This is a genomic window from Actinomycetota bacterium (assembly GCA_035765775.1).
Classification (GTDB): Bacteria; Actinomycetota; CADDZG01; order JAHWKV01; family JAOPZY01; genus DASTWV01.
This window is the reverse complement of record DASTWV010000051.1, coordinates 14,640-27,762: the sequence shown is the minus strand read 5'-3', so window position 1 is coordinate 27,762 and position 13,123 is coordinate 14,640. Positions and strand designations below refer to the sequence as shown.

7 protein-coding genes are annotated in these 13,123 nt (G+C 68.3%); 5 read left to right on the top strand and 2 right to left on the bottom strand.

The annotated features are described in order from the left end of the window. From VFW71_11590 to VFW71_11580, 3 genes are all read left to right on the top strand, one after another. Nucleotides 1-1,303: hypothetical protein (locus VFW71_11590; GenBank protein HEU5003404.1), on the top strand; the 1,303-nt coding region annotated here is incomplete at its 5' end. A gap of 65 nt (nt 1,304-1,368) precedes the next feature. After that, nucleotides 1,369-1,800, top strand: coding sequence for a hypothetical protein (locus VFW71_11585; GenBank protein HEU5003403.1), 432 nt, complete (start codon nt 1,369-1,371; stop codon nt 1,798-1,800). A gap of 111 nt (nt 1,801-1,911) precedes the next feature. Beyond that, nucleotides 1,912-2,514 (top strand): cupredoxin domain-containing protein, encoded by a 603-nt coding sequence (locus VFW71_11580; protein ID HEU5003402.1) that lies wholly within the window; start codon nt 1,912-1,914, stop codon nt 2,512-2,514. Nucleotides 2,515-2,880: 366 nt separating this feature from the next. Here VFW71_11580 and VFW71_11575 read toward each other — a convergent pair whose 3' ends face one another. Beyond that, nucleotides 2,881-3,342: a hypothetical protein gene (locus tag VFW71_11575; protein ID HEU5003401.1), complete on the bottom strand. Its 462-nt coding sequence runs from the start codon at nt 3,340-3,342 to the stop codon at nt 2,881-2,883. Nucleotides 3,343-3,628: 286 nt separating this feature from the next. Continuing rightward, nucleotides 3,629-4,036 carry a hypothetical protein gene (locus VFW71_11570; GenBank protein HEU5003400.1) on the bottom strand — a complete coding sequence of 136 codons (408 nt, stop codon included), beginning with the start codon at nt 4,034-4,036 and terminating at the stop codon, nt 3,629-3,631. A 947-nt stretch (nt 4,037-4,983) separates the two neighbouring features. On the opposite strand from VFW71_11570, the gene VFW71_11565 reads away from it, so the two are divergent. Together VFW71_11565 and VFW71_11560 are read left to right on the top strand one after the other, a co-directional pair. Continuing rightward, nucleotides 4,984-10,734, top strand: coding sequence for a hypothetical protein (locus tag VFW71_11565; GenBank protein HEU5003399.1), 5,751 nt, complete (start codon nt 4,984-4,986; stop codon nt 10,732-10,734). Then, nucleotides 10,704-12,611 (top strand): choice-of-anchor P family protein, encoded by a 1,908-nt coding sequence (locus tag VFW71_11560; protein ID HEU5003398.1) that lies wholly within the window; start codon nt 10,704-10,706, stop codon nt 12,609-12,611. The genes VFW71_11565 and VFW71_11560 overlap by 31 nt, the downstream gene beginning before the upstream one ends. The last annotated feature ends 512 nt before the right edge of the window (nt 12,612-13,123 follow it).

The window sequence follows — 13,123 nt, the reverse complement described above, 5'->3', positions numbered from 1 at the left end:
CGTGGCCGGGACCAACCCGGGTGACTACACCTCGGCGATCAGCTGCACCGGCACGACCAACCCGACCTCAGGCACCGGCACCCAGCTCGCGGTCGACGTCGCCTCCAACCAGAACGTGACCTGCACCATCACCAACACCCGCAGCGGGGGGACCCTGACCGTCACGAAGCACGTCGTGTCCGCCGTCACTCCCGACGGCGGCACGTTCAACCTGCTGATCGACGGTGGGGCGCAGGCGACCAACGTCGGCGATGGCGGAACGACCGGTCCCTCGGCAGTGACCGCGGGGGTGCACACGGTCGCTGAGAGCGCGGGCACCGGCACGAGCCTCTCCAGTTACGGGTCGGGCATCACGTGCGTGGACAACGCGACGGGGGCCTCAGTCGCCTCGGGAACCAATGCCGGGCCGCTCAATGTCACCGTGAACTCCAACCAGAACGTTACCTGCGGTATCACCAACACCCGACTCACCGGCACCTTGTCGGTGGTCAAGCACCTCGTGCCCAGCTCTGACACCGGCAAATTCACCCTGCAGATCGACGGTTCATCCAACACCACCGGCACGGATGTCGGGGATGCGGGCACGACCGGCCCGGTCACCCTTCCCGTGGGGAACCACACCGTGGGCGAGGTCGCCGGCACGGGGACCACGCTCAGCAACTACCTCTCCAGCATCTCGTGCACCAGCGGGGACAGCACGAGTGGCACCGGGCCCCTGACCGTGAGCGTCGCTCAGGGGGCGTCGGTGACCTGCACGATCACCAACACCGTGCGGCCCTTCGCGAGCTCGCAGCTCACGCCCACCAATGTGAGTTGCACCCAGTTCCTGAACGGGACCGCTCCGACGTTGGACTCCCTGCGGTACCAACTGAAGAACGGGGCCATCAACAACGTGTCACCGGGTGTCTTCTTCTACTACTCGGCGTTCCACTCGGTGGCCGGCACCACGTTCCCGGTGACCATCACCCAGTCCAACAACGGGCCCACCCTGGCGAATGGGAACCCGTGGCCCAACTTCTCGGCACTGAATGGACAGATCGTTCTGTATGACGCAAACTGCAACGTGATCAAGAATCCCAGGGTGACGGTGACGAATGCTGGAGGTGTCCAGACCACGACCGTGCAGGTTCCGGCGACCGCGCCCGGCCAGCTCTGGATTATCGGGATCAAGTTCGACCCGAGCAGCATCAAGAACACGAAGCCGCCGGCGAGCAACCCGTCACCGACCGTCGTCTACTCCTTCAGCACCATCATCAACACGGTCACCGCGGCAAGTGGATCGCTCACGCTTAGCGGGAAATGAGATCGCAGGGTCAAGGGCAGGGCAATGGCATCGAGCGGAGCAGGCGCCGTCGATGGGGCGTCGTCGTGGCGGTCGTGGTGGTTCTGGTCGGAGGGGGCATCGTCCTGGCCGATGTGGTGAGTACCGGCACCAAGGCGGGCGGCCCGAGTGCCGGCGCTCAGGCCTCGAGTGTGGCCTCCACCGGGCAGGGCGGCGCCAGCGCGGCGGCGCCGCGGGTCGGGACGACCACCATCGCTGCCCTGACGTCGCCTGTGTCCAAGGGGGGCACGGAGACGGTGCGGGGGCTGGCGGCACCGGGGGCACAGTGCACCCTCGCGGTCACCGGGCAGGGTAAGTCGATCACCCCCCCGGGCCTCCAGCTGGCGATGAGGACCGATGCCAAAGGGCAGGCGACGTGGACCTGGACGATCGACGCCAGCTACGCGTCGGGCAACTACGAGTTGAAGCTGGCGTGCTCGCCGGGGACCACGTCCACGAGCTCGTTCACCGTCCCATAGCCGCCAGGAGGGCGCGGAGCGCGAAAGGCCTGACGCCCATCCCTGGTTCCCCGATGTGCCGCAGTGCTACCGTCATAGCCGCCGGCGGGGCGGCGGGGGGGAGCCAACGGCGTGAAGCGGCTGTTCATCGTGGCGCTGTTCGCCACCGCACTGGTGCTCGCCGCCGCCCTGATCCCGCAGCGTCGCGACACCGGCGCATCGGAGGGGCCGCCGAGCGCGACGGCCTCAGCGTCGGCCGCCGCCTCGGGGGCGTCACCGGAGGCCTCGTCCCCGCACCAGCCGACGGCGGCCCCGTCGAGCCTCCAGCATCCGGCGGCGGCGCCCAGCAGGGCGGCCACCATCCCGGGGGCCAAGGCCACTGGGCAGACGACTGGGCTGGCCCCGCCGATCTCGCTGCCCTACGTGGTGAACGACAACGCCAACGTCGACGACGCCGGGCGGGGGGCGGCGTTCTCGCTCGACGTCTCGGCCACCAACTTTCACTTCACACCGACGTTCATCCAGGCGACGCCCGGGGCGCAGGTGACCGTGCACATCGCCAACAACGGCACGCTGACCCACACCTTCACCGTGGACGCCGAGCACATCGACGTGGTGCTGGGGAAGGGCCAGAACGGGACCGCGACCGTGACCGTTCCGGCCGCGGGCTACGTCACGTTCTACTGCCGCTTCCACTGGGGCGGCGGGATGCGGGGCGCGATCTACGCACGCTGAGCCGGCCGGGGGGCGCGGCCGCCGGGAGGGCCCTCGCACGCCCTGCTCACCTTCGACCCCTATTCGACCCCCACGAGAAACGGCTCGGAGCCGCCAGGCGTGGAGGACATCGACCTGCCGGTCCCGGCAGCCCTCTGATTGATGCTCCTGCTCGACACCCACGTCCTCTCCGAGTTACGCACCGTGCGGTCCGGGAAGGCCAACCCGGGTTGGGGGCATGGGCCACCGCCATCCCCTCGGCTGGGTTGTTCATCTCGGCGATCACCATTTATGCCACACGCCTCGCGGGTCTCGAGGTCGTCATCCCCTGGACCTGACGTCCCTGCCGACCAAGGAACCGCTAAATTCCTGCCGGGATGAAAGAAGCTAGGAGATGCTGAAGGCGCAGCTTGCCTCGGTGGCACCGCTGGCGGAGTCCTTCACCGTCACGGTGTAGTCGCCGGCGCGATTGGCCCACCCCAGGTCGCCTCCCAGGTTCCCCTGGCCGTCGGCGCCGATGAACGAGATCCCGGTGTAGGGACCCACCATCCACTCCTGGAGCACGGCGCCCGGGGCGTAGCCCGACCCGCTGATCATGATGGCCGAACCGAGGGCGGTCTCCGGCACCGAGCAGGTGGCTGCCCCGCCCGCGACCAGGACCGGGGTCCCCCCGCCTCCGTGGCCGCCGCCGTTGGTCCTGCCCTTCGCCCCGGCCGCCACGGGGACCAGGGTCATGGCGATGCAGCCCGCGGCCACGGCGCCGGTGCCGACCGCACGGGCGGAGGGCAGCTTGGACGGGTGGCGGTGGGTGGGGACGTGCCGGGGTTGACGGTGGGCCGGGCGTGCCACGAGGGACCACTCCTTTCAGACGGTAAGCCGGAAACCCCCCCAACAGGCGCGGACCCCCCGCCCGTGGTGCAGAGCACTGCAGAAAACCACTGAACACCGGCGACCCTAGCACAACGGACGCCTCAGTTGTCATTAAAATTTACAAATGATCCCAATGGCGTTTCCAAGTGGGCTATGACATCGCCTAGGGACCATGAGCACGGCGCAGAGCAGGGATCATGCGCGCAGAAGGGCCGGCGGCGGGCCGACCCTTCTTGATGTTCGGGCTGCGAACTACAACGGGAAGCTACGAGATGGTGAACGAACAGGTGGCCTTGATGGCGCCCGAGGCGGAGTCCTTCACCTCGACGGTGTAGGCGCCCGAGTGGTTCGCCCAGCCGGTGGCACCGGTGAAGTTGCCGCTGGCGTCGGCGCCCACGAAGGTGATGCTGGTGGCCAGGCTGGAGATGGTCCACTGCTGCAGGATCTCGTTGGGAGCGAAGCCGGAGCCGCTGATGTCGTACTGGGCGCCGAGCGGGACCGGGTTGGGAGACACCCAGCAGATGCCGGTGCCGCTGGTGTTGCCGCCGCCGTGATCGGGCTTGCCCTTGGCGAAGGCGGCCGAGGGGACCACGCTGGCGGCCAGGACACCGGCAACCAGGATGCTGGCCTTGACGAGACGGGACAGCGACGTGCGGGACAGGTATGGGTCCATACCGGACGCTCCTTTCAGCGGCGCGGGCTACCGGGGAGGTACGACCCACTCCAAGCGATCAGTAATACAGTTTTTAAATCCGGTCGAGAGCAGCCCATCCATCGCACCTGAATTGGACAGCCTCGGTGTCGACGCACCATTCCTTACGGGCTGGCCTGTTACTAATGGTCCGTATCGTCGCGGCGACCGCCGGCCTTTAATTGCTATAACCGTTTGAAACGGTTGAATCGACCTGATTATAGCATCGATCGGCCGCCGGGCGCGATAAACCATTAGAAATGACGATTGAAAGCGCTATTGAAAGGGGCTAGCCCATCCCCCGTGGGGAGGACGGGGGGAGTTCCCTATGGGTGGCCCGGGAACCCCCCCTGCAGGAGGGGGGCGATAGCACGATCAGGCCATGGGGAGCCAGGCCCCCGGGAGCGATCTGTCGAAGCGGCCTGAACGGACGTATCCCTTGCTGTGCAAGGGCTGAGACAGAGTATCGAGCTTCAGGCCAAACGGGGGAGTTATCGCCCAGATTATGAAGGGACTTTCAGAATACATATCGGTACGCAGCCACGCAGAGAGGGGGGCGACTTCCGTCCGTGGCGGGTGCTTGACTGGGGCAGTCTAAAGCGTATGAATTCACTACACCCATAATTCACTTTTTCATCCCTCCCTCTTTACTTAGCGCTAGTTGGCAGGTAGCCTTCCGCGGCCTGGCATCGGCCCATCCGCGTGTGGGCACTCTCAGGGGACGTCGGGCGCCGAGTTGGAAATGCGGCCGCGGCGGTGAGGATTGCGGCCCGGCAACGACAGTGACGCTCAGGCAGGGCGACATCCCGGGGGGGGACGAAATGGTCGACAATTCATCTGCTCAGGACTCCGAGAACCAGTCCGCCAATACCGCAACTGGAGTCCGCCAACAACGGCGAAACCGACGCCGGCGCAAGCTGCAGAGTCGGGTGGGCCAGCTCGTCGTCCTGGGCTTGGTGGCAGGCAGCATCCCGGTGCTCCTGCAGTCGGCGTCCGCGTTGCCCAGCAACTTCGTGGCCATCGACGGCAGCATCCTCAAGACCTCGGTGACGAGCACGTACGACTGGGGCAACTCGGGGCCCACGCGGACCGTGAGTGCCAGCAACGTGGTTTCTGTCGCCGGCACGGGAGGCATCTTCGACGGTGGCAAGTACCAAGGGCCGACCACCCCCCCGGTCGCTCCCCCGCTTACTCCCCAGGCGGCGGCCGACCCCACCATCGCCCATGCGACCTTCGTGCCCGTCCCCCTGCAGACCGACACCACGGCCTGTGGGACGGGGCAGCCCCAGGTTTTTTCCAGCGGACTGAAGAGTGGGTCGGCGATCAACGCCCTGACCTGGGGCCTGTCGAAGACCACGAGCAAGGACCAGATCTCCGACATCTATTCCTTGTCACATGTCACGGGCACCGGCAGTGCCGCGCGCAATGAGATCTTCTTCGGCGCCGAGCGCACCAACCCGAACGGTGACACCCATATCGACTTCGAGTTCCTCCAGTCCTCCGTCACCACGAATGCGGATGCCAACGGGTGCGCCCCGTCCACTGGCGGCACCTTCGCAGGGCACCGTACCGAGGGCGACCTCCTGGCGTCCGTCGATATCTCTGGCAATGGCACGCCCACCTTCGGGTTGTACCGCTGGCAGTGCGCCTCGACGCCCGGGCCGATCGGCGTCGTGTGCGACCCCACCAGCAACAGCGGCTTCCCGCAGTACGTGCTGACTTCGAACCAAGCGGTGACGCTGGCGACGAACAATGCGACCATCCCGTGTGGTGGCTGGGCCTGCCGGGACGACAGCGGGGCGCTCATCAGCACCCTCGTCCCCGACCTCTTCATGGAAGGTGGCATCGACCTGAACGCCGCCGGCTTCGGCACCGGGTGCTTCAACACCTTCCTTCCCCACACCCGTACCTCGGGCAGCATCTCCTCGAACCTGGGTGAGTTCGCCGGCCCGATCGTGTTCAGCAACTGCGAAACGCCCAACGTCTCGACGTCGCTGCGCAGCGGTGCACAGAGCGGGCAGTCGATCAGCGTGCCCGCCGGCTCGGCGGTCAGCGACACAGCCACGCTCACGAACACGACCAGCAACCCGTCGGGCACGCTCACCTACCAGGTCTTCACCGACCCCAACTGCACCGTCGCCTCCACGAGCCCGGCGGTCAGCCAGACGGTGTTGGTGGCGGCCAACGGAGTGGTCCAGCCCAGCAGCAACGTCACCTTCCCGACCGGGGGCACGTACTACTGGCAGGCCACCTACAACGGGAGCACCGCCGGGAGAGACCTCCCCGCCAAGAGCCCGTGCAACGAGATCCTCACCGTGCAGAGCGCCGGCATCGCCATCCAGAAGACGGCCGACGCCTCGCCCGTCTCCGCCGGCAGCCAGGTCGGCTTCACCATCGGCGTGACCAGCACCGGGACCGGGCAGGTGAATGGGGTCAATGTGACGGACACCCTGCCCACCACGCCCGGGACCGTGTGGACCGCCACCCCGACCGTCGGGACCTGCAGCACCACCGGCGGCGTCCTGACCTGCGCCATCGGGTCCCTGAACGCCGGGCAGTCGGCCAGCATCCACCTGACCTCGCCCTCGACGCCGGCCAGCTGCGGCACCATCCCGAACACCGCCTCGGTGACCACCACCAATGACGGGGGCGGCACCTCGTCGGCGTCCGTCGTCGTCAACTGCCCCACGCTGACGATCAACAAGGTCCCGGTCACGCCCACCGTCACTGCCGGCGGCCCGGTGGCCTTCAACATCGGGGTGACCAATACCACGACCGGGACGGCGACCGGGGTCACGATCACCGACCCCCTGCCGAACACCGGCGTGGCGTGGACGTTCAGCCCGGCGTCGCAGCCGTGCACGATCTCGGGGCCGATCAACGCCCAGGTGCTGAACTGCACCGTCGGCAACCTGAACCAGAACCAGGGCTTCAACGTGCAGGTGTCCAGCCCCTCCAGCCTAAGCACCGCCGGCTCGATCCCGAACACCGCCACCGCCACCGCGACCAATGCGCCGTCGGTGTCCTCGACCGCAAGCGTGGCGGTCAACCACCCGAACATCTCCATCACGAAGACGGCCGACAAGGCGATGGTGGACGCTGGAGGCCAGGTCGGGTTCACGATCATGGTGCAGAACGCCGGGCCGGGCGACGCCAATGGGGTCACGATCACCGACACGATTCCCGCCCTGACCGGAACCTCGTGGAGTGTCGACTCGGGCAACACCACAGCTGTGGGATGCACGATCACAGGCAACGTGCTGACCTGCCTGAACCAAACCATCCCGGCCCCGCCCACCAACAACGGCCAGATCGCGGTGCACGTCGTCGCCACGACCAACCAGAACGACTGCGGGACGATCCAGAACGTCGCCAGCTTCCAGGCCAACAACGACGGGACGGGCACGTCGACGCCGGCGGCGACCATCACCATCAACTGCGCCAACGTCAACTTCGTGAAGAACGCCGACCAGTCGCCGGTGACCGCGGGCGATCCGATCGGGTTCACCATCACCGCCACCAACACCGGGGCGGGGGCGGCCAACAACGTGAGCGTGACCGACACCCTGCCCTCGGCCCCGGGTGTCTCCTGGACCGTGGCCTCGGTGTCCCCGGCCGGGGTCAGCTGCGTCAACAACGCCGGGACCCTGGACTGCACCCTGGCGAGCCTGGCGGGCGGCGCCACCATGGTCATCCACCTGACCAGCCCCACCACCGCGGCGAGCGCCGGCGCGTGCACCAACGGGACGGCGACCATCAACAACAACGCCACGCTCATGATCGGCAACGCCATGGGCGGCCAGAGCGGCGACAGCATCACCCTGCTGTGCGCCAACCTGGGGGTGACCAAGACCGCGGCCACGTCGCAGATCTCGGCGGGCGACGCCGCCGTGTTCACCGTGACCGTGACCAGCTCCGGGCCGGGCACCGCCGAGGGCGTCACCCTCACCGACACCCTGCCTGCCAGCGTGGCGAACTGGACGATCACGAGCCAGCCCACCGGCAACCCGTGCGCCATCGCCGGCGGGGTGCTCACCTGCACCTACGGCACCATGGCTCCCAACACCACCAACGTGGTGACCATCTCGGGCACCACCTCGCAGGCCAACTGCGAGGTGGCGATCTCCAACCAGGCCAACGTCGCCGGGACCAACCTGCCGGCCAGCGACACCACCACCACCGCCTCGGCCTCGATCACCGTCGCCTGCCCGGCGCTGTCGGTGACCAAGACCCCCGACGCCACCCCGATCTCGGCGGGTGACCCGATCGGCTTCACCGTGGCGGTCACCAACACCGCCGCCACCGCCGTGGCCCACGGCTTCGCGGTCTCCGACCCGCTGCCGTCGGGCACCGCGACGCTCACCTGGAGCATCGCCAGCCAGTCCAATCCTGGGCTGTGCTCGATCTCCGGCGCGGCCGGCAGCCAGGTGCTGTCCTGCGGCGGGCCGACCACCAACCTGGCCGGCGGCCAGGCGATCACCGTGCACATCACCGCCCAGACCTCGGGGGCCACCACCTCGCCGGTGGTGAACCAGGTGACGGCCACGGCCACGAACGCCCCGACCCAGACGGCCACCGGCACCGTGGTGATCAACCACGCCTCGATCACCACCTCCAAGACCCCCGACGCCGCCACCGTCAGCCTGGGCGACCCGATCGGCTTCACCATCGCGGTGACCAACACCGCCAGCGGCGCCTCGGGACCGATCACCGTCACCGACACCCTGCCCTCGGCCCCGGGCATCTCGTGGACCGTGGCACCGCCCACCACCGCGGGCGTCACCTGCGTCAACAACGCCGGCACCCTGGTGTGCACCGTGCCCAGCCTGGGGCTGAACGGCACCGCGGTCATCCACCTGACCAGCCCGACCACGGCGGCCACCGGCGGGGCGTGCACCACCGGCGCCTTCTCGATCACCAACTCGGCGCTGATCACCTCGCAAAACGACGGCGGCGGCAACCCCTCGGGCTCCCTCACCGTCAACTGCCCGTCGCTCAGCATCCAGAAGACGGCGGCATCGACGTCGATCTCGGCCGGGGACGTCGCCTCCTACTCGGTGACGGTCACCAATGCCGGCCCGGGCACCGCCCGGGGGGTCACCCTCACCGACACCCTGCCCGCCGGGGTGAGCTGGACCATCACCTCCCAGCCCGCCGGCACCCCGTGCGCCATCACCGGCGCCGGCGTGCTCAACTGCAGCTTCGGCGACCTGGCGGCGGGTGCCAGCGCCTCGGTGTCGGTCTCCGGCACCACCTCGATCGCCAACTGCGCCGCCGCCCTGAACAACTCGGCCAGCACCGGAGCCACCAACCTGCCGTCCTCCGACACCACCACCGGAGCCTCGGCCTCGATCATGGTCAACTGCCCGATGCTAGGCATCACCAAGACCGCCGTCGCCTCGCCGATCTCCGCCGGTGACCCCATCGGCTTCACCGTCGTCATCGCCAACACCTCGTCCGCCGGCACGGCCCGCGGCGTGGTGGTCTCCGACCCGCTGCCCTCCTCCAACGGGACGCTGACCTGGTCGATCACCAGCCAGAGCCCGGCGGGGGCCTGCTCGATCGGTGGCACCGCGGGCGCCCAGACCCTGAACTGCGGCCCGACCAACCTCGGGCCAGGCCAGTCGATCACCGTCCAGATCGGGGCCACCACCGCCTCGGGTACCGGCGGCACCGTCTCGAACACCGCCACGGCGATGTCGTCCAACAACCCGACGGTGTCCTCGACGGCCACCGTGACGGTAAACCACCCGAACACCGTCATCACCAAGACGGCTGACCGCAGCTCGGTCAGCTCGGGCGACACCATCGGCTACACGATCACCGTCGACAACTCCTCTGGCACCGGCCCGGCCAACGGCGTCACCATCACCGACACCCTGCCCGCCGGCTTCACCTGGCAGGTGGATGCCGTGTCGACCACCGCCACCGGGTGCGGCATCAGCGGCGGCGTGCTGACGTGCGCCAACAACACCATCCCGGCAGGCGGCAGCATCCATGTGCACATCTCCGCATCGACTGCCGGCGTCGCCTGCGCCACGATCCAGAACAGCGCCCGCGCCACGGTCCAGAACGGGTCCACCATCACCACGCAGGCCCCGGCCCAGATCACCATCAACTGCCCCAACCTGCAGTTCACCAAGACCGCCGATCATGCGAGCGCCAACGAGGGTGACACCATCGGTTATGTGATCCAGGTGACCAACACGTCCACCGCGGGCAATGCCTACGGCGTCACCGTCACCGACACCCTGCCTGCCGTCACCGGAACGTCGTGGAGCCTTGACGCCGCCGGCACCTCGCCCGGTGCCAACTGCGTGCTCACCGGCACCACGCTGACCTGCACCATCGGCACCCTGGCACCGGGAGCCACCATCAGGATCCATGTCACGGCGACCACCACGCCCACCACCTGCGGGTCGGTCAACAACAGCGCCAACCTCACCGCCACCAACGCCCCGCCGCAGCACACGGCGGTCACCACCATCGTCGTTGGCTGCCCGAACCTCATCGTGGGCAAGAGCGCCTCGGCGGCTACCGCCCTGCCGGGCGGGGTGGTCAGCTTCACCATCGGCTCACCAACACGGGCAATGCTCCCGGCACGACGACGGTCAGCGACACCTATGCCCCGGCGACGATCACCGGCACGGTGCCGGCCAACTGCACCAACTTCGCGGTGACCTCGACGCTGTCGTGCCAGGTCACGGTGCCCGCCGGCCAGACCGTCAACATCGTCTACCAGGCCCAGATGCCCACGACCTTCTCGGGCACCGGCGGGCAGCCGCCGTGCACCATCACCGGGGAGTTCCCGGTGGTCAACCATGTGACCATCACCGGCGGCGGCAACGCCCAGGCGACGGTGTGCGTCATCGCCAACCCGAGCCTCAGCCTGCACAAGAGCGCCTCGTCGATCAACGCGGTGGGCGGCCAGACGCTGGTGTTCTCGCTGAACTACGTCAACGGGGGGCCGGGCAGCGCCCAGAACGTCGTCGTCACCGACCCGCTGCCCTCGTCGCTCACCTTCGGATCGTGCTCCAACAACTGCGTCAACGTCGGCCAGAGCGTCACCTGGACCGTGGGTACCGTCCCGGCGGGCACCAACGCCACCCTGACCGTCACCACCACGGTCAACTCCAACGTCGGCTGCAGCGTCTGCAACCAGGCGAGCATGACCAGCCCCAGCCAGAACAACGGGGCACCGATCCTGTCCAACAACCTCTGCTTGGTGGGGGTCCCGGGGCCGAACCCGGCCGGTGCGCACGCCCGCGGCAATGCGGTCGGGCTCAACGTCAACGTCAGCGCCCTGCTGGGCCTGCTCGCCGTCAGGGCCACCCTCTCGCAGGCGTCCTCGTCGCAGACCGGGGTGGGCAGCAACGGCAACCACCAACAGGTGGCCACGGTCAACCTCAACCTCGGGGGGCTCGGGGGCGTGCTCAACGCCGGCCTCCTGAGCACGCAGTCCAACGCGGTGATCACCGCCTCGCCCGCCGAGGCCAAGGACACCTCGGTGGCCGAGACCGCCAACCTCAATATCCTCAACGGCCTGGTGAAGGCCGACGTCATCCGGGCGGTGGCCGCCACCGATGCCAACGGCTCGTCGTCGTCGTTTGACGCCGCCGGGTCGGGCATCGCCGGCCTGGTGATCAACGGCGTGGCGTACGGCACCGTGACCCAGACCCTGACCGTCGGCCTGCCGGCGCTGGTCTTCGGGCCGAACAGCTACGTGTCCGTCCTGCAGCAGGTCGGCTCGACGAGCGGGCCGGCGACCGGGCAGAACTCCGGAGGCACCTACGCCGCCGACCTGCAGGTGACCGGCATCCACGTCCACATCAGCGGGATCCTGGCCGTCATCGCCTCGGCCGACATCGTCGTGTCGCAGGCGACCGCCCACTCCGACTTCCCGCAGACCACCATCTGCGCCACCTCGCCGACGCAGGCCGTGAGCGGCCACGCCTTCATCCTGAGCGAGCAGACCGACCCGAGCCTGCTGCCGATCCTGCTCGGGCTCTCGGCGATCCCGTCCAGCGGCGGCCACGCCCACAGCGACCTGCTCAACGCCAACGCGCTCGGGGTGGCCATCGCCGGCACCCTCAACACCGACGCCCTGGGGACGATCACGCCGACCCAGAGCCAGTCGGTGGACTCGGCCAACGTGGCCAACGTCTGCGTCATCCCGACGGGGGTCAATACCTGTGCGATCCAGGCGAAGGCGATCACGTCGAAGTCGTCCTCGACCGCCAACGCCTCCGGGGCGTCCTCCAACGACACCGGGACACAGTTCGTCAACCTCAAGGTGCTGGGGGTGAACATCTCGGCCCAAGTGCTGCCGAACACCTTCATCAACCTGCCCGGGATCGGGGCCGTGGTCCTGAACGAGCAGTTCTGCGACAACGGCGGGCTGACGTTCACCCACACCTGCACCGGCACGCACCACTCCGGGCTGACGGTGCGGGCGATCGATGTGGTGGTGGACAACTTCCAGAACGGGGGCATCCTGCCGATCGGTGCCCAGATCATCGTGGCCGAGGCGCACTCGGACGCCACCTTCGGGCCGTAGCCCCTTTGACGTCGCGGGGTGTCCTGCGGCGGTCGCTCGTCGACGGCGCGGCGATGGCGCGACTTCTCAGGGGGTGAGAAATCGCGCCATCGCACCGCCAGGTTTCTGGATGATGTGACCGTGGCTGGCCCCCGCGGGCCCTCGAGGCGGGCTCGCCCCAGCCCGGACGAGGTCGCCCGCTGCCAGCACCGCCGGGTCGCCGACCTGCACCTGCCGCCCGACGGTGCTGGGGGAGCGGGAGTCGAGCGCCCCGGTCGGCCTGGCGGAGCGACGCCAGTCGTTCCCTGCGCACGGTGCTGTCCGCACCACCTGAGAAGCCCTGCGCCTCGTACTTCCCCGATCTCGGGTCCAAGCGAGCGGTCAAGTCGGGCTAGATCGGGAAAGTGGTTCCTGCTAGACTGGACCGAGGTTAGGCTAACCTAACCTGCCAGATGGGGACCGGGTGGGGGCACCGGTCACAGGCAGGGGAGATGCCATCCAGACCGCGATGAACCCGGACGCTCGAGGAGGGT

What these genes read in the sequence shown, in the direction of transcription:
- VFW71_11570 (HEU5003400.1), bottom strand. Translation starts at nt 4,036, where the DNA reads ATGGACCCATACCTGTCCCGCACGTCGCTGTCCCGTCTCGTCAAGGCC.